At 67.0% G+C, this 17360-nt stretch carries 20 protein-coding genes; 9 read left to right on the top strand and 11 right to left on the bottom strand.

Annotated features, from left to right (window positions below):
- Positions 1-21 precede the first annotated feature (21 nt).
- The 4 genes from RYM47_RS02145 to purM all read right to left on the bottom strand — a co-directional run bounded on the left by RYM47_RS02145 (position 22) and on the right by purM (position 2385).
- Positions 22-459, bottom strand: a complete 438-nt coding sequence (locus RYM47_RS02145) for a hypothetical protein (protein WP_315385787.1) — start codon at positions 457-459, stop codon at positions 22-24.
- 9 nt (positions 460-468) lie between these two features.
- Complete coding sequence (locus RYM47_RS02140; RefSeq protein WP_315385785.1) at positions 469-927, bottom strand: hypothetical protein; 459 nt, start codon at positions 925-927, stop codon at positions 469-471.
- Positions 927-1277 carry a hypothetical protein gene (locus tag RYM47_RS02135; protein ID WP_315385783.1) on the bottom strand — a complete coding sequence of 117 codons (351 nt, stop codon included), beginning with the start codon at positions 1275-1277 and terminating at the stop codon, positions 927-929. The genes RYM47_RS02140 and RYM47_RS02135 overlap by 1 nt, the downstream gene beginning before the upstream one ends.
- Positions 1278-1359: 82 nt before the next feature.
- A complete protein-coding gene (gene purM / locus RYM47_RS02130) occupies positions 1360-2385 on the bottom strand; it encodes a phosphoribosylformylglycinamidine cyclo-ligase (protein ID WP_315385935.1) in 1026 nt (341 codons plus the stop codon).
- Positions 2386-2522: 137 nt separating this feature from the next.
- Here purM and RYM47_RS02125 point away from each other — a divergent pair, with 137 nt between their 5' ends.
- The 3 genes from RYM47_RS02125 to hda are packed head-to-tail and all read left to right on the top strand — an operon-like array spanning position 2523 to position 5519.
- Positions 2523-3647 carry a DUF2066 domain-containing protein gene (locus RYM47_RS02125; RefSeq protein ID WP_315385781.1) on the top strand — a complete coding sequence of 375 codons (1125 nt, stop codon included), beginning with the start codon at positions 2523-2525 and terminating at the stop codon, positions 3645-3647.
- Positions 3644-4807: an AI-2E family transporter gene (locus RYM47_RS02120; protein ID WP_315385778.1), complete on the top strand. Its 1164-nt coding sequence runs from the start codon at positions 3644-3646 to the stop codon at positions 4805-4807. Before RYM47_RS02125 ends, RYM47_RS02120 begins: the two co-directional genes overlap by 4 nt.
- A gap of 1 nt (position 4808) precedes the next feature.
- Complete coding sequence (gene hda, locus RYM47_RS02115; RefSeq protein ID WP_315385777.1) at positions 4809-5519, top strand: DnaA regulatory inactivator Hda; 711 nt, start codon at positions 4809-4811, stop codon at positions 5517-5519.
- A gap of 228 nt (positions 5520-5747) precedes the next feature.
- Here hda and murU read toward each other — a convergent pair whose 3' ends face one another.
- The 4 genes from murU to RYM47_RS02095 all read right to left on the bottom strand — a co-directional run bounded on the left by murU (position 5748) and on the right by RYM47_RS02095 (position 9365).
- Positions 5748-6458, bottom strand: coding sequence for an N-acetylmuramate alpha-1-phosphate uridylyltransferase MurU (murU, locus tag RYM47_RS02110; RefSeq protein WP_315385775.1), 711 nt, complete (start codon positions 6456-6458; stop codon positions 5748-5750).
- Entirely contained in the window at positions 6455-7480 is a 1026-nt protein-coding gene (locus RYM47_RS02105) for a phosphotransferase (RefSeq protein WP_315385773.1), read from the bottom strand. Before RYM47_RS02105 ends, murU begins: the two co-directional genes overlap by 4 nt.
- A 57-nt stretch (positions 7481-7537) precedes the next feature.
- On the bottom strand, positions 7538-7807 hold the full coding sequence (locus RYM47_RS02100; RefSeq protein WP_315385771.1) for a GlsB/YeaQ/YmgE family stress response membrane protein: 270 nt from the start codon (positions 7805-7807) through the stop codon (positions 7538-7540).
- 64 nt (positions 7808-7871) lie between these two features.
- The gene (locus RYM47_RS02095) at positions 7872-9365 is read right to left on the bottom strand and encodes a M20 family metallopeptidase (RefSeq protein ID WP_315385769.1); all 1494 of its coding nucleotides are present in this window, start codon (positions 9363-9365) and stop codon (positions 7872-7874) included.
- Between the two features lie 242 nt (positions 9366-9607).
- On the opposite strand from RYM47_RS02095, the gene RYM47_RS02090 reads away from it, so the two are divergent.
- The 6 genes from RYM47_RS02090 (at position 9608) to RYM47_RS02065 (ending at position 13761) form a co-directional block, all read left to right on the top strand.
- Complete coding sequence (locus RYM47_RS02090) at positions 9608-9895, top strand: ComEA family DNA-binding protein (protein ID WP_315385934.1); 288 nt, start codon at positions 9608-9610, stop codon at positions 9893-9895.
- Positions 9896-10291: 396 nt separating this feature from the next.
- Entirely contained in the window at positions 10292-10846 is a 555-nt protein-coding gene (locus RYM47_RS02085) for a hypothetical protein (protein WP_315385768.1), read from the top strand.
- Positions 10840-11316 (top strand): hypothetical protein, encoded by a 477-nt coding sequence (locus RYM47_RS02080; RefSeq protein WP_315385767.1) that lies wholly within the window; start codon positions 10840-10842, stop codon positions 11314-11316. Before RYM47_RS02085 ends, RYM47_RS02080 begins: the two co-directional genes overlap by 7 nt.
- 98 nt (positions 11317-11414) lie before the next feature.
- On the top strand, positions 11415-12446 hold the full coding sequence (locus tag RYM47_RS02075) for a L,D-transpeptidase (protein WP_315385766.1): 1032 nt from the start codon (positions 11415-11417) through the stop codon (positions 12444-12446).
- 107 nt (positions 12447-12553) lie between these two features.
- Positions 12554-13147 carry a murein L,D-transpeptidase catalytic domain family protein gene (locus tag RYM47_RS02070; protein WP_315385933.1) on the top strand — a complete coding sequence of 198 codons (594 nt, stop codon included), beginning with the start codon at positions 12554-12556 and terminating at the stop codon, positions 13145-13147.
- A gap of 14 nt (positions 13148-13161) precedes the next feature.
- A complete protein-coding gene (locus tag RYM47_RS02065; protein ID WP_315385765.1) occupies positions 13162-13761 on the top strand; it encodes a HutD family protein in 600 nt (199 codons plus the stop codon).
- A 160-nt stretch (positions 13762-13921) separates the two neighbouring features.
- Here RYM47_RS02065 and RYM47_RS02060 read toward each other — a convergent pair whose 3' ends face one another.
- The 3 genes from RYM47_RS02060 to RYM47_RS02050 are packed head-to-tail and all read right to left on the bottom strand — an operon-like array spanning position 13922 to position 17317.
- The gene (locus tag RYM47_RS02060) at positions 13922-15532 is read right to left on the bottom strand and encodes a sulfite reductase subunit alpha (protein ID WP_315385764.1); all 1611 of its coding nucleotides are present in this window, start codon (positions 15530-15532) and stop codon (positions 13922-13924) included.
- Positions 15529-16506 (bottom strand): FAD:protein FMN transferase, encoded by a 978-nt coding sequence (locus tag RYM47_RS02055; RefSeq protein ID WP_315385763.1) that lies wholly within the window; start codon positions 16504-16506, stop codon positions 15529-15531. Before RYM47_RS02055 ends, RYM47_RS02060 begins: the two co-directional genes overlap by 4 nt.
- Positions 16507-16510: 4 nt before the next feature.
- A complete protein-coding gene (locus tag RYM47_RS02050; protein ID WP_315385762.1) occupies positions 16511-17317 on the bottom strand; it encodes a DUF4198 domain-containing protein in 807 nt (268 codons plus the stop codon).
- Positions 17318-17360: the final 43 nt, after the last annotated feature.

The following is a 17360-nucleotide window of genomic DNA, read 5'->3' as shown; positions in this document are numbered from 1 at the left end:
GTGGGTCCCGACGGCCGTTGCTCATGCCGCGACCGTACCGTCGGTGGCGCCGAAGCTGGCCACCACTTCCGGACGCATCAGCACGATCAGCGCGTACACGCCCAGCGCGATGCCGAGGGCGCCGGCCAGGCAGGCCGCGCCTGCCGCAATCTTGCACAGCTTGTGCGAACGGCGTTCGGCCATGCGCCGTGCACCGATGATGTTCAAGGTACCCAGCCCGGCGAAGATCGCGCCGGCGACAATCATGATCGCCGCCAGCAAGGCCGGCTGGGCGTTGGGGTTGGCGCTGTTGCTTTCGCTGATGTAGCCGCCTGCCGCGCCCAGCAGCAGGATTGGCACCAGCAGCAGTTCCAGCGCCCCCAGGATGTAGAACAGGATCTTCAACGTGTGCAGGTGGGAGACGACCTGATGCGGGGTCCAGCCGCGCGGGAAGTTCAGCGGCGGAGGCGTGGTAGACATCGGCGAACCTCAGGGCTGGGCAGTGGGGGGGGCGTGGAAGGCGGCCTTGACCGCCGGCCGCATCAGCACGACCAGGGTGAACACGCCCAGCACGGTGCCCAGCGGCATGCACATGCACGACAGCGCGGCCACCACCACGCACAGCGTATGCCGGCGTTGGCGGGCGAGGCAGCGCCCCGCGTAGGCCATGAAGCCAGCCAGGGTCAGCCCGCACAGGATCACGATCGAGCCGATCACGATGAACAGCCAGCCGAACAGCCGGGTCTCATCGGGCGAGGCCGGGCCGCCGTTGCTGTTGATCGGCATCGCGCCGGACAACGTGGCGATGCCAATGCCCACGTGGATCAGCGGGAAGAGCGAGAACAGGGCGGTCAGCCCAGCTACCACGTAGTGGAATATCGAGAGCAGCCGCAGCTGCGACTGATCTTCGAGGGACAGTGCGGGGGCGGTGGGGTCAGTGCTTGTCATCAGACGTTCCGCTCGAAAAGCGCCTTGACCGGTGTACGGGTCAGCAGGATGACGGTCGGAATGGCCAGTACGAAGGCCGGCCCACAGAAGACCGCCACGCACGAGGCCACCATGCACAGCCGGTAGCTGCGACGGCGGGCGAGACAGACGCCCACGGTAATCAGCACGATGGCAAACACAGCAGGCATCGCCGCCATCAGCAAGGGAATCAGCGTGGACCAGGGCGCGGGCGGGCGTACTTCGACCGGCATGTCCATCACCATGCGGTTGCCGATCCACCAGGATGGGCCTGCCCACAACAGCAACAGCGCTGCGGCGATGAAAAACAATCGCGGCAACCAGCGCAGCATGCGTTCGTCGCCCTGGCTGAGGCCGGGGCTTACGGGCGGAAGGGGAATCGATGCATCCATGCGCAGCTCCTTCAGGCGAATGTCAGCCGATCCGCACGCGGTCGGCGCCGTCGGCCGCGGTGACCTTGCCGAAGGTCCATTGCGCCAGGCCCTGGGCTTCGACGGCAGCGGACACGGTAGCCACCTGGTCCGGGGCGACGATCAGCACGAAGCCGATGCCGCAGTTGAAGGTGCGCCACATTTCGCTGTCGGCCACCGCGCCTTCCTTCTGCAGCCACTGGAACACTGGGGGCAGGGTCCAGGCGGCGGCGTCGATGTCCAGGCCCAGACCGTCGGGCACCACGCGGATGATGTTCTCGGTCAGGCCCCCACCGGTGATGTGGGCCATGCCGTGGATGGCCGGGCCGTGGGTCTTGAGCAGGGCCAGGATCGGCTTGACGTACAGGCGGGTCGGCGCCATCAGCGCGTCGACCAGCTTGACCCCGCCTTCCAGCTCCAGGTCGGCCGGCTGGCCGGCGCGGTCGTAGATGCGGCGGACCAGCGAGTAACCGTTGGAGTGCGGGCCGGAGGAGGCGATGCCGATCAGCACGTCGCCTTCAGCCACGCTGGCGCCGTCCTTGAGCTCGCTCTTTTCGACGCCGGCCACGGTGAAACCGGCCAGGTCGTATTCGCCGGGGGCATACATGTCGGGCATTTCAGCGGTTTCGCCGCCGATCAGCGCGCAGCCGGCCTCGGTGCAGCCGCTGGCGATGCCGCCCACGACCGCCGCGGCGGTGTCGATGTCCAGCTTGCCGGTGGCGAAGTAGTCCAGGAAGAACAGCGGCTCGGCGCCCTGCACCAGCACGTCGTTCACGCACATGGCGACCAGGTCGATGCCGATCGTGTCGTGCCGGCCCAGCTGTTGTGCCAGCTTCAGCTTGGTGCCAACGCCGTCCGTGCCCGAGACCAGTACCGGTTCGCGGTACTTGCTGGACAGGTCGAACAGGGCGCCGAACCCGCCCAGGCCACCCATCACCTCCGGCCGGAAGCTGCGCTTCACCAGTGGCTTGATGCGCTCGACCAGTTCGTTGCCCGCGTCGATGTCGACGCCGGCGTCGCGGTAGGTCAGGGGGGAGGGATTGGACGGAGAATTGGTCACGGGCGTCGGGCTGCGCTGGGGTGAAAGCGGGATTTTAACAGGCCACGTTGGCGCGCAGGCCCTATTCGGGCAACAATTCCCCCCGGATACGCTCAATGGAAGTCCTGATGCGCCGCAGCCTCTTTGTAATGATGTTCCTCGCGCTGTGCCTGCCGGTGGCCACGATGGCCCAGAGCGGCCTCCGTACCGAAGGCGACGTGGCCACCGCCAGTGGCGCCTACGAGGCCGAAGTGCCGGTCAACAGCCAGGGCGAAGCCGACCGCAACGGGGCCCTGGCCCGCGCGCTGGGCAACGTGCTGGCCAAACTGTCCGGCGACCGCAGCGTGATCACCCGCCCGGGCGTGATGCAGTCCCTGCGCGACGCCAAGAACTACGTGGCCAGCTACGACTACCGCCAGGACCAGAGCACCTCGGCCAGCGGCGCGCCCAGCTACCGCACCATGCTGGTGGCCCGGTTCCGCCAGGACGACGTGGACGGCCTGATCTCCGCCCTCGGCCTGCCGCTGTGGCCGCAGCCGCGGCCCAAGCCGGTCGTCTGGATGGCCATCGACGACGGCAGCGGCCCGCGCCTGGTCACCGTGCAGCAGGCCAATGCGGCCCGGCCGCTGCTGAACCGCGCCATCGAGCGCGGCTACAAGCTCGGCCTGCCCACCGGCAGCGCTGCGGAACAGGCCCTGGTCGGCGCGATCTGGCGCCAGGACACCGCTGCGGTGGCCCGCGCCTCCTCGCGCTATTCCCCGCCGATGCAGCTGGTCGGCAAGCTGTACCGCGACAAGACCGGTGGCTGGGTGGCCGACTGGGTGTTCGTGGATGGCGGCCGGGAGCTGAACAAGTGGACCACCACTGACAGCGACGCGCGCCGCGCGATGGCGGGCGGTGCCGACGGCACCGCCGACGCCCTGGTGCGCCGCTATGCCAAGGCCGGTGCGGCCACGGGTGCGGCCGGCACCTACACCATCGTGGTGACCGGACTGAACAGCGCCGAGGACTACCTGCGCCTGGCCGCCGGCCTGCGCGAGAGTCCGGTGGTGCGCAACATCACCCCGGTACGCGCTTCGGGCAACCGCCTGGAGCTGGCGCTGGAGCTGACCACCGGTCTGCCCGGCCTGAACCGCATGCTCGGCGAGAACGGCGTGATCGTGCCACTGGCCCCGCTGCCGGTGCCGATCGACGAAGACGCCGCGCCTGGCACTCCGCCACCCCCGGCCAGCAATGAGTACCGCCTGCGATGATCCTCACCCCGGAAGCCGAGATCGCGCAGTTCCTGCGTCGTATCAAGTACATCCTGTTCGCACTGGCGGTCGGTTGGGTGGTGTGGCTGCTGGCCCCGATCCTGACCCCGTTCGTGCTGGCGCTGGCGCTGGCCTGGCTGGGCGACCCGCTGGTGGACCGCATCGAGGCCACCGGCCGCTCGCGCATGACCGGCGTGGTGCTGGTGTTCGCCGCGATGGTGCTGGTGATCGTGGCGCTGCTGCTGGTGCTGGTGCCGATGATCGAGCGCCAGATCACCACCCTGATCGCGGTCGCGCCGCAGGCACAGGCGTGGTTGATGGAAAAGGGCATTCCCTGGTTCGAGCAGAAGACCGGCCTGGAAGTGATGCAGTGGATGGATCCGGACCGTCTGATTGAATGGGTGCGCAGCCACTGGCAGCAGGCCGGCGGCTTCGCCACCACGTTCATGGGCTACGTCTCGCGCTCGGGCTTCGCGATGGTGACCTGGGTGGTCAACATCCTGCTGCTGCCGATCCTGGCGTTCTACTTCCTGCGCGACTGGGACAAGCTGGTCGAGCGCGTGGCCTCGACCATTCCACGCAACCACGTGGGCACCATCACCAAACTGGCGCGTGAGTCCAACGACGTGCTGGGCGCGTTCATCCGTGGCCAGTTCCTGGTGATGGTGGCGCTGGGCCTGATCTACGCGATCGGCCTGTCGCTGGTCGGGCTGAAGCTGGGTCTGTTGATCGGCCTGATCGCCGGGTTGATCAGCTTCATTCCGTACCTCGGCGCCACCACCGGCATCGTCATGGCGGTGCTGGCCGCGCTGGTCCAGGCGCAGGGCTTCGACCTGAAGCTGCTGATCCTGGTCGGCGTGGTATTCACCGTGGGCCAGCTGTTGGAGAGCTACGTGCTGACCCCGCGCATCGTCGGCGACAAGATCGGCCTCCACCCGGTGGCGGTGATCTTCGCGGTGATGGCCGGTGGCCAGCTGTTTGGCTTCCTTGGCATGCTGCTGGCGCTGCCGGTGGCGGCGGTGAGCAACGTGCTGCTGCGTTATGCGCACCTGCGCTATCGGGAGAGTGAGTTGTACGCGGGGGAGCCGACCGCGATCGTGATCGATACGCACATCGACAAGCAGACCGTGATCATCGACACGTCCAAGGGCCACGGCTGACGTGAGTGTTGTTCCGCAGCTGCCGCTTGCCCTGCGTTACCCGCAGGACGAGCGACTGGAAACCTTCATCGGCGCGCCGGACGGTGCGCTGGCGCAGCTGCGCGCGATCGCCGTGGGCGCGGACCAGCACTGGGTGTACCTGGAAGGCGCGGCCGGCACCGGCAAGACCCATCAGGCGCTGGCGATGTGCTCGCTGGCCGAACAGGCCGGGCGGCAACCGACCTACCTGCCGCTGAAGGCGGTGGTGGGCCGCACCCGCGCGGCGCTGGAGTCGCTGGAAGGCCGCGACCTGGTCGCGCTGGACGGACTGGATGCGGTGGCCGGCCACCGCGACGATGAAGTGGCGCTGTTCGACTTCCACAACCGCGCGCGCAGCGCCGGCATCACCCTGCTGTACACCGCCCAGCATTCACCCGACCAGCTCGGGCTGGTGCTGCCGGACCTGCGCTCGCGCCTGCAGCAATGCGTGCGCGTGGTGCTGCAGCCGCTGGACGACGAGGGTCGCGCGGTGGTGCTGCGCGAGCGTGCTGCGCGGCGTGGTTTGTCGATCGATGAAGCGGCCATCGAATGGCTGCTGACCCGGACCGGCCGCGAGCTGGGCAGCCTGGTCAGCCTGCTGGACTGGCTGGACCGCGAATCATTGGCCGCGCAGCGGCGCATCACCGTGCCATTCCTGCGGCAGGTGGTGGAAGAGGGATCGCATCGGTTGTAAACGAGGGCGGTGCTGGATGGCTGCCTCGGTAGGGTCGCATCCCGATCGACCGCCGATAACGTGGCAACGTTCATTTGTGGCATGAACCCTAATCGAAATCGGCGTTGGCTGGGGTCACGCGTTCGTCGCGCCGATCACCAATACGTGCGGACTGCTCCTTCGCATCCTGTGAACGCAGCACTTGTGCATCCATGCACGGCGTCGTTCGGGAACCGACCCTACCAGACCTCATAGCGTTCGCGAGAGTTCCGCATCCAACGCCGCCAACCGCTCAGGGGTACCTACGTCGGTCCATCGCCCATTGTGGCGCTGGCCGGTCACGCGGCTCTCCTTCATCGCGTGGCGCATCATCGGTGCCAAACCGAACTGCGGCGGGTTCGCTGCCGCGCCCTCCGTAGCGCCGATGACCTCGCGCCATCCGTTGAGGATTGCCGGGCGGAAGATTCCCACACCGGCATACGTCAACCGCGGCGCATCGCCCGTGTCACTGACACCGCCATCCGCACGCAGGATGAAATCACCCCGCGGATGCTGCACGGGATTGTCGACCAGCACCAGGTGCGCATCGCCTGCGGGGTCGCGGGGCAGGGTGGTGAAGTCCACATCCGTCCACACATCGCCGTTGACTACCAGGAACGGTGCATCGCCCAGCAGCGGCAATGCGTTGAGGATGCCGCCGCCGGTTTCGAGTGGCACCGCGCCTTCGTCGATGAAGTGCAGGCGCAGGTTCCAGCGGCTGCCGTCACCCAGCGCCGGCTCGAACTGGTCGCCCAGCCACGACGTATTGATCACCACGTCGTCGAAACCCGCGGCAGCCAGCCGTTCCAGGTGCCACACGATCAGCGGCTTGCCGCCCGCCACCAGCAGCGGCTTGGGCGTTGTGAGCGTCAGCGGGCGCATGCGTTCGCCCTTGCCCGCACTGAAGATGATCGCCTTCATGCGCCGCTGGACACCGGCAGCGCCAGCGCCGCCATGGCCGGTTTGATCCGGTCCTGCAGCAGCGTGTTCAACCCGGCAAGTTCCGGATGGCGTGGCAGCACTTCGTCCAGATAGCGGATGAAGCGCGGTGCGTCGGCGAAGTAGTGGCCCTTGCCGTCGCGGTCGCGCAGGCGCACGAACAGGCCGAGGATCTTCAGGTGGCGCTGCACGCCCATCCAGTCGGCGTCGCGCAGGAACTGCGGCCACGGCCGCACCGGCAGCCCAGCTGCCAACGCCTCTGCGTGGTAGCGCGCCAGCCAGGCGTCGACCTTTTCCAGTGGCCAGCTCAGGAACGCGTCCTTGAACAGACTGACCGGGTCATAGGCGATCGGTCCGCGCACCAGGTCCTGGAAGTCGAGCACGGCCGGGCCGGGTTCCACCGGCATCAGGTTGCGTGGCATGAAGTCGCGGTGGGTGAGTACCTGCGGCTGCTGCAGCGCGTTGTCCATCAGGCGGCGATGCACGAGCTGCAGCTGTTCCACTTCACCGCAGTCCAGCTGCAGGCCCAGGTGGCGCTGCAGGAACCATTCGTCGAACAGGCCCGCATCACGCTGCAGCAGCGCTTCACCGAACGACCCCATGCCCTCGGGCACCGGGATCGACTGCAGGCGGATCAGCTGCGCGAATGCCGCGTCGAACCAGGCATCCGCAGTGTCGTCATCGATGTACCGGGCCAGGGTCGGTCCACCCAGGTCTTCCAGCAGCAGGAAGCCCTGATCTTCATCGCGGGCCAGCACGCGAGGCACGCGCACGCCGTTGGGTTCCAGCAGGTCGTGCATGCGCAGCCACGGACGCACGTCTTCCAGCCCCGGTGGCGAGTCCATCACGATGTGGCTGCCGTGCGTGCTGCTGGCACGCCAGTAGCTGCGGAAGCCCGCATCCACCGAGGCCCGGTCCAGGTGCAGGTCGGGGTCGCCCAGTGCGGTGGCGGTCCATTGCCGGCGGAGTTCGGCGCGCAGCGGGTCGGAAGCGGGATCGTTCATGGACAGGTACGTCGAAGCGGCGCCGGGTGGCGCGCGTGGAAGGAGGGGGTGGAGATATCAGCGTTTGCTTCTGAACAACCGCAGCACGGCGAGTACGGCGATCGCACCGAGGATGGCGCCGATGAAGCCGGCCGGCTCACCGCGCGAGTACCAGCCCATGTACTGGCCGAACCAGCCGGCGACCAGTGCTCCGACGATGCCGAGCACGATGGTCAGCAGGCAGCCCATGCGGTTGTTGCCGGGCATGAAGAACCGCCCGAACAGGCCGACGAAGAAACCGACCAGGATGATGTAGAGCCAGCTGGAGCTGCCGAACAATCCGTCCATCGTGTAATTCCTGCGGGAGATGGACGCAGCCTATCAAAAGGCTGCGTCCCTCCGCGTCTACCTCTTAACAGCAACCATGCCCACCGTGGCGGGTACCGCTGTCGGCCGCGACCGGCGAACCGCTGGTCTCGCCGCGCAGGCTGGCCGCGTAATGCTCGCTGATCACCTTGGACACGCACGCGGTCACGCGCTTGCCCATCGGGATGTGCAGGAACTCGTTCGGACCGTGCGCGTTCGAATGCGGGCCGAGCACGCCGGTGATCATGAACTGCGCACCCGGGAACTTCTCGCCCAGCATGCCCATGAACGGAATCGAGCCGCCTTCGCCCATGTACATCGCCGGCTTGCCGAAGAAGGTCTGGCTGGCAGCATCGATGGCCTGGGTCAGCCACGGCGCCATCGCTGGTGCGTTCCAGCCCGACGAGGCCTTCTCCAGGTCCAGCTTCACTTCCGCGCCGTTCGGCGGGTCGCGCAGCAGCGCTTCCTTCAGCAGTTCGCCGCAGGCCTTGCCGTCGGCGGTTGGCGGCAGGCGCAGCGACAGCTTCACTGCGGTATGCGGGCGCAGCACGTTGCCGGCCGAGGCCAGCGGCGGCATGCCGTCCACGCCGGTCACCGACAGCGCCGGGCGCCAGGTGCGGTTGAGCACCAGTTCGGTAAGGTCCTCGTTCATCGGGCGCAGCCCGTCGACCATCGGGAATTTCTCGAAGATCTCGGTATCCACCACTTCGGCGGCGCGCTTGGCCTGGGCCTGGCGCTCTTCCGGAATCTCCACGTGCATGCCGTCGATCAGGATGCGGCCGGTGTTCTCGTCCTCGATCCGCGACAGCAGCTGGCGCAGCAGGCGGAAGCTGGACGGCACCACGCCGGAGGCGTCGCCGGAATGCACGCCTTCGTTGAGCACCTTCACGGTGAAGTTGCCGCCGGTCAGGCCGCGCAGCGAGGTGGTGCACCACAGCTGGTCGTAGTTGGCGCAGCCCGAATCCAGGCACACCACCAGCGACGGCTTGCCGATGCGGTCGGCCAGGTGGTCCACGTAGGCCGGCAGGTCGTAGCTGCCCGATTCCTCGCAGGCTTCGATCAGCACCACGCAGCGGGCGTGCGGCAGGTTCTGCGCCTGCAGCGCGAGCACCGCAGCCAGCGAGCCGTAGATGGCGTAGCCGTCATCGGCGCCGCCGCGGCCGTACAGCTTGTCGCCGCGCAGCACCGGCAGCCACGGCCCCAGGTCGTCGTCCCAGCCGGTCATTTCCGGCTGCTTGTCCAGATGCCCGTACAGCAGGATGGTGTCGTCGCCGGTTTCGGCGCCGGTGGCGGGAATTTCGAGCAGCAGCAGCGGCGTGCGGCCTTCCAGGCGCACCACCTCCACCTTCAGGCCCGGCAGGGTCTGGGCCTTGGCCCACGTCTCCATCAGGGTAACCGCCTGCTCCATATAGCCATTTTCGACCCAATTGGCGTCGAACATCGGCGATTTGTTGGGAATGCGGATGTATTCGACCAATTGCGGAACGATCTCGCTGTCCCACTTTTCATTGACGAATTGGCCGAGCTTGGCGCTGTCCATCAGGTAACTCCGAGTGCATGTGGCTGATCTCGCCATTCTACGCCTGAGCGGGGGTAGGGATTTCCCTACACGACGTCAGGTATTTAGCTGGCTGTGTGAAGGTGATGTCGACGATAGGCTGTGTGCATGTGGCGAGGGACACTGATTGCTCCGACGGGATGCCGGCAGCAGAGGGGTCCGAAGTCACAGGGAGCTACACGGTGGGGCCTTGGTTTTCGTGGAAGGCGCTGGTGCTGGGAGTGATGTTGGCGGGAACCGCTTCGGCGGCCGACCGGATCAACATCAACACCGCCGATGCGACGTCGCTGCAGCAGGGATTGACGAACGTGGGGTCCAAAAAGGCCCAGGCGATCGTCGCGTACCGGCGACAACACGGACCTTTCGTCCGGGTCGAGGACCTGGCCCGGGTGAAAGGGATAGGGACAGCAACGGTCGAACGGAATCGACGACGGATGACGGTGGGGGCCATGGCGGCGCCCACGGTGGCACCGCCCAGGAGGGCAGCGCCGACACCCGTTCCAAGGCGCTGACGTAACAGGATGGGTCGCGACCGGCACGACGCCGGTCACGGCAGCCAGGCAGGAGCCGGCTGCCACGACAGCCGCACGGAGGCGGCACGCACGGACGCAGCGCGGAAGGATTGGCGCGGATCCACCAGGACGGTGGCATCCAGACCCGGGAAGGGGAGGGATGGCGGAACAGAATTCGGCCGAGTGCAGGGAGCATGGCCGGCACCCACACTGCGCAGGATGCACAGGGGGAAGGCGGGATGCCGACAAGGACGTGACGATTGCCCGGTCCGCACAGGGATGTGTGACCGGGCAATTTCTTTTGTGGAATGGTGGCGTAGGTCGCAGTGATTCGCATGTAGCCGAATTCCCGCTGCTTTCCTGCGGGCCCCTCCAGACAGGCATGGCAAGGATGTTATGCGGCAGCAGTATGCGCAATGCACATCGCTTTTGCCCACGGTCCCCTTGCTGATTGGCGGCGCCCTGCTTCTGTGGGCGATCCTCTTTGGGGCGCAGCGGATGGATGCGGCCAGGCGGGGCGTCTGCGGCAAACAGCAGCGCATCCTCGACCCGGCGGAAATCAAGCAGGCGGCCGTGCGCCATGAGTTGAAGACCTTTCCACCAAGCGTCCCGGTAAGCCTCGAGGATCTGGGTGAAGGACGTAGTGTGCAGACCTGGGCCGTGCCGGCCAATGCCGAGCGTTTCGCCAGCGTTGATGACTTCTTGACGCGGTTGCCTGATGGGGCCCGCATCGTGCGAGGGGGAGCGGACGGTAAACGTCTGTCGGGGCTCTCCGCCCTGCTTGGCGTCGAGTACTACATCGTAAGGCTGCACTACCCGGTGCGCTTCGAGCAGGATGGAAGGATCCGCTCCATTCCCCATGAGAGTTTTGTCAGCGTCACTCGGTGCGGCAAGGTCGTGACGGTCAACGCCGATGATCGCATCGCCAACCGCGGAACGTGGGTATGTTGAAGAAGACGGCCCTGCTGATCGGCACTCTAGGGCTGCTGCGGGCATGCGTGCTGGCCGTGGTCGTGCTCGCCTGGCAAGGCTACTGCTTCGAGCAGCGGCGTTTCGTGCCTGCTGGGGAAATCGAACGTGCTGCAATCGAGAGCATGCTTGCCAGTTATCCGCCAAGCGTGGAGTTGGCGCGCTGGCGGCAAAAGGACGGCAACCTGAGCGTGACCTACGGTGTGCCATCGCACCCTGTAACGTTTGCCGGGGTTGACCATTTCCTGGCGCTCAATCCCGGTGCATGCCAGATGGTCGCTCGCGGCTGGGAAGGCCATGCCCCTTCGCCGATTTCCCGTCTTCTGGGCTACGAAACCTATATTGTCCGCCTGCGCTATCCCGTCCGCTTCCACGAGAACGGAGGGATGCGCGCGGTGCCGGAGGAAAGGTTCGTGTCTGTCGATCGATGTGGAAGGGTGATAAGCCTTTGATCGCACCGAGCGACACCGGTGAATCACCTGCAAGCGCCCATCGGGCATCATGTAGCGACACGCCATGCGTGTCCTCGACCCACCCGAAGGAAAGCAACATGCCCACACGCCGCACGCTGCTGAAGCACATCGCCGGTTCGCTGATCGCCGCCCTGGCACTTCCTGCCTGGGCGGCAACCGAACCCGCCGGCCCGACCGACCTCAAGCCCGGCCAGTTCCTCTGGCATCCCGAAATCTCGCCGGCCGGGCCGATCGTGCTGGTGGTCAGCCTGGATGAACAGCGCGCCTACGTGTACCGCAACGGCATCGCCATCGGTCTGAGCACGATCAGCTCGGGCAAGGCAGGGCATGAAACGCCCACGGGTGTCTTCACCATCCTGCAGAAGGACAAGGACCACAAGTCCAACCTCTATAACAGCGCGCCGATGCCCTACATGCAGCGCCTGACTTGGGACGGCATCGCGCTGCACGGCGGCAACCTGCCCGGCCACCCGGCGTCGCATGGCTGCGTGCGGCTTCCGCAGGCATTCGCGCAGAAGTTGTTCGGTGAAACAAAGCGCGGCGACACCGTGGTGGTGGCCGACGCCAAAAGCGCGCCGATGACCCTGGCCTACCCGGCGGTGCTGGCGCCGGTGAACAGCACCGGCAAGGCGCTGCTCGAAACCACCGACGCGCCGGACCACTACTGGAACGACAGTGCGGCGCCAGCCGGGCAGGTGGGCATTCTGGTCAGCCTGCACGACCAGCGGCTGTACGTGCTGCGAGACGGGGTGCTGATTGGCGAGTCACGGCTGGAGGCCAAGGCACTTCCGGCGTTCGAAGGCACCACTCTGTTCGTAATGCAGCAGGGCTATTCGGACGCCGCCAGCCCGCTGGACGCGACGCAGAAGCTGCACAAGTGGACGGCGTACCCGCTGCTGGGGCAGAGCGCCGGTAATGCCAGCCCGGATCTGTTGGCTACGCCGAGCCTGCCGATGGCGCTGCCGCCGTCATTCGCGGCGCAGCTGTACAAGGCGCTGGTGCCGGGGACCACGCTGCTGGTGACCAGCCTGCCAGCGGTACGGCCGGTGGCAGATGAACAGAACCTGCAGCCGGTGTTGGAATCGGACGCCGCCGGGGCCACCTTGTAGGAATGGCCCACCGAATTCCGTTTTCCCTGCTGCTGGGTGTCACCGCGCTCGCCCTCTCTGGGGGCGACGCGAATGCCGGACAACGGCCAGCGCTGCCGGCAGACCAGATGGCCGAGATGATGGCGCGTGCGGCGCCCAATGCGGACCGCAAGGTACTGCAGCTGGCGGCCAAGGCGATGTCCTGCGCGCTGCGCCGGCCGGAGCTGGGCATCGACCCTGGTCGCCTGAGCGTCATCGATTACTCACGCCCGTCCACCGAGCAGCGTCTATGGGTGTTCGACCTTGCGCGGCAGAAGCTGCTGTTCGAAGAATGGGTCGCGCATGGCCGCAACAGCGGCAGCAACGCCACCGAGCGTTTCTCCAACCGTTACGGCAGCTTCATGTCCAGCATCGGCGCATTCACCGCCAAGGAAACCTACATGGGCGGCAACGGCTATTCGCTGCGACTGGACGGTCTGGAGCCGGGCTTCAACGACAACGCCCGAGACCGCGCCATCGTCATCCACGGTGCGCCCTACGTGAACCCGACCATCGCGCGGCTGCAGGGCCGGCTTGGCCGCAGCCTGGGCTGCCCCGCGGTGCGCCTGACCGTGGCACGGCCCCTGATCGACAGCCTGCAGGGCGGGGCAATGGTGTTCGCCTACTACCCGGACAAGGACTGGCTGGCGCGTTCGAAGCTGCTCAGCCCCGACTGCGGCTGAGGCACAATGGCGGCATGTCGACCGCCCCTGACCTCAGCGCTGCCACGCGCGTCATTCCGAGTTTCGAGTACCGTCGCGAGCGCTGGCGTAATGGCCTGGGCTGGACGCGCGAGATCCTGCGCGTGCCCGACAGCGACGACTGGCAGTTGCGTTTGTCGATCGCCGAGATCGAACAGGATGCGGCGTTTTCATCGTTCCCCGGGATTGAACGCGAGCTGGTGCTGCTGCGTGGTGAGGGCCTGCGTCTTCGGTTCGCCGACGGCGCCGTGCATACGCTGATGCCGCCGCATGACCGGCTGCGCTTTGCCGGTGAAGCGCAGGTCAGCGGTGAACTGGTGGACGGACTCACCCATGATTTCAACCTGATGTGGCGGCGCGATCAGGTCGACGCCGAGATGTTGCACCGGCCGCTGGCGGGCAGCATGTTTTTCTTCACCGAGCCGGGTACGGCGTGGGCGATCCATCTGTTGGCCGGGCAGGCGCGGTTCGAAGGCGAGGCGGATCTGCCGCCGTTGGAGCAGGGTGATACGGCCTGGCTGGCGGCGGGGGAGCGCAGGCGGTATGCGCTGAATGGCGGCGGTGAAATCCTGGCGATCCGTGTGGATCAGAGGTAGGGTCGCATCCCAATCGACCGCCGATAACGGTGCAACGTTCATTGGGGTCATTACCTGCGTCCAACATCGTCTTCGGCACAGGTCATGCGTTCGCCGCGCCGATCAACCATACGAGCGGTCGATTGGGATCCGACCCTACCAACCCGCCCACCTGCGCCGGTCAATACACGTCGCGGCGGTACCTGCCTGCCACGATCAGCGCTTCCTTGCCGTCGCGGCCCAATGCCTGTTCGATCACCGCATCCACCGCCGGGGCCATGCCCTGCAGGCTGCCGCAGACCAGGATAGTGGCGCCTTCGCGGACCCACTGGCGCAGCGTGTCCAGTTCGGCCAGCAGGCGGTCCTGCACATAGCGGTGCGTGCCACCGTCGCGGCTGAACACCGTGTCCAGTTTCGCGATCATGCCTTCGCGTTGCCAGCGCTGGATGTCTTCGCCGAAATGGAAATCGTGGGCGGCGGTTCGTTCGCCGAACAGCAGCCAGTTGCGGCCTGCACCCAACTCCACCCGCGCACGCAGGTGCGCACGTAGCCCCGCCATGCCGGTGCCATTGCCGATCAGGATCAACGGAACATCTGCAGACGGCGCATGGAAATTGGGATTGCTGCGGAAGCGCAGATCGATACGTCCGCCGATCGCCGCGTGGTCGCACAACCACCCGCTGCCCAGCCCGGGCGTGCCGTCCGGCCGTAGCAACCGGCGCAGCAGCAACAGCACCTGCCCCTCGGCCGGGGTGCTGGCGATGGAGTACTCGCGGTGCGGCAGCGGTTTGAGCGTGGCCACCAGCGCGGCGTCATTGGCCGGTACTGAGTCGGGCAACACCGGCAGGTGCGAGCGCGCCAGCCAGTCGTGCAGTGACTGCCCTTCGACAATCGCAGCACCCTCGCGGGCATGCCGCGCGAGCCACGCGTCGACCTCGGCCGCACCATGCTGCGGTCCGATTTCGACCACATCGCCGGCCTGCCACGGCGGCAGCACGCCATCGGCGGGCACCAGCGCGACCTGCCAGGTCGCTGCGCCCGGGCTGCCCGCGTTGACCTTTTCGCGCGCGCGCAGCTGCCAGTGCTGGTACTGCGCCGGTGCCCAGTCCGGCAGCTCGGTGGCGTTGCCGCCGAGCTGGCCGAGCAGCTGCTGCCAGTGGCGCAACGCGGCCGGGTCGGCGTTGTCCACTTCGACGGTATCGAACAGCGGATGCGCGCCGTGCTGGCGCAGCCAGGCGTCGAGCTGGTGGCCGAACGCGCAGAAGTGGCCGTAGCTGCGATCGCCCAGGGCCAGCACGCCGTAATGCAGGTGCGGCAGGGCCAGGTCCTGCGCCATCACCCTGCGCAGGAACGGCAGCGCGTGGTCGGGTGCGTCGCCCTCGCCGGTGGTGCTGACGATCAGCAGGGCACGGGTGGACTGTTGCAGCAGTGCTGCATCGACCTGATGCAGGCCGCGCACCCGCACTGCCATGCCGGCCGCGCGCAGGACCTCGGCGCTGCGCTCGCACAACTGCTGGGCGAAGCCCGTTTGACTCGCCCAGACCAGCAGCAGGGGTGCCTCCCCGTTGTCAGCAGGTGCGTCGTCGCGACGGCGACCGCGCCACCACAGCAGCGTGCACAGCGCAGCGTAGGCGGCGATGCTGCCGGCCGCCCAGCGCCAGTGCGAGGCCAGCGGTGCGGCGCGCCACCAGTCTTCCTGAAGGTGCAGGCGCAGCAGCAGCCAGGCCAGTAGTGCGAGCGCGACCATCACGGCGATATTGCCCAGCACCGCGCGCGAAGGGCTACGCTTCATGCGGCCTGGTTCTGTTCGGCGAGCAGGTGCGCGAATGCGTCGCTCAGGTGTTCTTCGATGCCCTGTGCGGTGCGCACGATGAAGCGCGCCGCCAGTCCGTTCGCATTGGCGAAGGCGAGGCCCTCATCGGCACCCATCACGGTCAAGGCGGTGGCCCAGCCGTCGGCATGCATGGCCTCGCGCGCGACGACCGTGACCGCAGCGGAGGCACGACTGACCGGTGCGCCTACGCGTGGGTCCAGCGTGTGGCTGTACTGCGCGCCGTTGGCACTGAACTGATGCCAGCGATCGCCGGAGGTGGCGACGGCGAGGTCATCCAGCGCGAGCACGCGCGGCGGGTGCGGCAGTTGCGCTTCTTCTTCGGGACCGGCTTCGACCAGCACGCGCCACGGTTGGCCGTCCGGCTTGCTGCCGTAGCCGTGCAGTTCGCCGCCCACTTCAACAAGCGCTGCGGAAATGCCCTGCGCGCGCAGCCAGCGGCTGACCAAGTCGACCGCGAAGCCCTTGGCGATGGCGGAGAGATCCAGCTCCAGCCCGCCGGGTTGCAGCAGCGCGACGTCTTCCATGTGCAGGCGCTGCCAGCCACAGCGGGCGCGGGTTGCGGCCAGCAGGTCCACATCCGGTACACGCTGCGCGTGGGCCTGGGCACCAAAGCCCCACAATGCCACGAGCGGGCCCACGGTCGGATCGAACGCGCCGTTGCTGCGAGCTGCGATATCCAGCGCGCAGTGCATCACCTCGACGAAGCGATCCGGCAGCGGCACGGACGTACCGGCCGCTGCGCGGTTGAAACGCGAAATGTCGCTTGCCGCTTCCCACGTGCTCATCTGTGCCACCACGGTGTCCAGCTGCGCCTGGATGCCCGCGTGCAGCGGGTGCAGGTCGCGGTTGGGCGAGGCGGTCAGTTTTACCTGCCAGGTGGTGCCCATGGTGTGACCACCGAGGCTGGCGATGTCGTCGGACACAGAAGTCATTGGGTTACTGCGGCAGCACTTCCAGGGTGGCCACGTAATTCAAACGGCGGCTCTTGGCCTGCTTCAGCGTGGTCTTCTTGTCTTCGCTGCTGGTTTCCAGCCAGTACATGCCGGCTTCCGGCCAGGTCACCGTGAACTCGCCGTTCTTGTCGCTGGTGAGCTTGATCTCTTCCTGGGCGTTGCGATAACGCGTACCGCCACGGGTGATTTCGAAGGCAAGACCGGCGCGCGGCTTGCCGTCGACCAGCACGCGGAACTTCGCTTCCTCACCGGCGAAGAGGTCGTTGGGGTGGCCCAGCGCGACCAGTTCGATGCCGACCTTGGTGGGCGCCAGCGCGGTGGCGTTCGGCGTGCCGTTGGTAACGAAGGTCTCGATGCGGTTGACCGACTGGCTCACCTGCAGCTTCTTGGCTTTCTTCGGCACTTCGGTGGCGAAGGTCGCCACGGTGCCGCGCCAGCGCTTTGGCTTGCCGTTCTCTTCCCAGCTGGCCGACAGGCCGTTGTTGACCGAGGCCAGACGGTAGGTGCCCTGCTGGGTCAGTTCGACGTCGAACACGCTGCGGAACTTGCCGGTGGACGCGTTCTGCGGCTGCACGGTGGTGCCATCGGGCGCGGTGATGACCAGGCTTTCCAGGCGCAGCGGCACGTGGTTGAAGTAGAACAGGTCGTTGGACACCGCGGCGTCCACGGTGATCCACGGGTGCTCACCGGCGATGACGGTCTGCGACGGCTGCAGCCAGGCCTTGTGGGCGAGGGCGGAGAACGGAAGGGCGGCGGCCAGGGCGGCGGCTAGGACGAGCGAGCGCTTCATCAACAACTCCAGGACGGTTGAAGGACGCCCTCCCACGCGGGGA

The sequence above is a fragment of the uncultured Stenotrophomonas sp. genome (assembly GCF_963519125.1).
Classification (GTDB): domain Bacteria; phylum Pseudomonadota; class Gammaproteobacteria; order Xanthomonadales; family Xanthomonadaceae; genus Stenotrophomonas.
Note: the sequence above shows the minus strand (reverse complement) of the source record. Positions and strands in the feature narration are given on the sequence as shown.

What these genes read in the sequence shown, in the direction of transcription:
- RYM47_RS02095 (WP_315385769.1), bottom strand. Translation starts at nt 9,365, where the DNA reads ATGGACAGCGCCAAGCTCGGCCAATTCGTCAATGAAAAGTGGGACAGC.
- RYM47_RS02135 (WP_315385783.1), bottom strand. Translation starts at nt 1,277, where the DNA reads ATGCTGCGCTGGTTGCCGCGATTGTTTTTCATCGCCGCAGCGCTGTTG.
- murU (WP_315385775.1), bottom strand. Translation starts at nt 6,458, where the DNA reads ATGAAGGCGATCATCTTCAGTGCGGGCAAGGGCGAACGCATGCGCCCG.
- RYM47_RS02140 (WP_315385785.1), bottom strand. Translation starts at nt 927, where the DNA reads ATGACAAGCACTGACCCCACCGCCCCCGCACTGTCCCTCGAAGATCAG.
- RYM47_RS02065 (WP_315385765.1), top strand. Translation starts at nt 13,162, where the DNA reads ATGTCGACCGCCCCTGACCTCAGCGCTGCCACGCGCGTCATTCCGAGT.
- RYM47_RS02060 (WP_315385764.1), bottom strand. Translation starts at nt 15,532, where the DNA reads ATGAAGCGTAGCCCTTCGCGCGCGGTGCTGGGCAATATCGCCGTGATG.
- RYM47_RS02125 (WP_315385781.1), top strand. Translation starts at nt 2,523, where the DNA reads ATGCGCCGCAGCCTCTTTGTAATGATGTTCCTCGCGCTGTGCCTGCCG.
- RYM47_RS02145 (WP_315385787.1), bottom strand. Translation starts at nt 459, where the DNA reads ATGTCTACCACGCCTCCGCCGCTGAACTTCCCGCGCGGCTGGACCCCG.
- RYM47_RS02105 (WP_315385773.1), bottom strand. Translation starts at nt 7,480, where the DNA reads ATGAACGATCCCGCTTCCGACCCGCTGCGCGCCGAACTCCGCCGGCAA.
- RYM47_RS02080 (WP_315385767.1), top strand. Translation starts at nt 10,840, where the DNA reads ATGTTGAAGAAGACGGCCCTGCTGATCGGCACTCTAGGGCTGCTGCGG.
- RYM47_RS02090 (WP_315385934.1), top strand. Translation starts at nt 9,608, where the DNA reads ATGTTGGCGGGAACCGCTTCGGCGGCCGACCGGATCAACATCAACACC.
- RYM47_RS02100 (WP_315385771.1), bottom strand. Translation starts at nt 7,807, where the DNA reads ATGGACGGATTGTTCGGCAGCTCCAGCTGGCTCTACATCATCCTGGTC.
- RYM47_RS02070 (WP_315385933.1), top strand. Translation starts at nt 12,554, where the DNA reads ATGGCCGAGATGATGGCGCGTGCGGCGCCCAATGCGGACCGCAAGGTA.
- RYM47_RS02050 (WP_315385762.1), bottom strand. Translation starts at nt 17,317, where the DNA reads ATGAAGCGCTCGCTCGTCCTAGCCGCCGCCCTGGCCGCCGCCCTTCCG.
- RYM47_RS02075 (WP_315385766.1), top strand. Translation starts at nt 11,415, where the DNA reads ATGCCCACACGCCGCACGCTGCTGAAGCACATCGCCGGTTCGCTGATC.
- RYM47_RS02085 (WP_315385768.1), top strand. Translation starts at nt 10,292, where the DNA reads ATGCGGCAGCAGTATGCGCAATGCACATCGCTTTTGCCCACGGTCCCC.
- RYM47_RS02120 (WP_315385778.1), top strand. Translation starts at nt 3,644, where the DNA reads ATGATCCTCACCCCGGAAGCCGAGATCGCGCAGTTCCTGCGTCGTATC.
- RYM47_RS02055 (WP_315385763.1), bottom strand. Translation starts at nt 16,506, where the DNA reads ATGACTTCTGTGTCCGACGACATCGCCAGCCTCGGTGGTCACACCATG.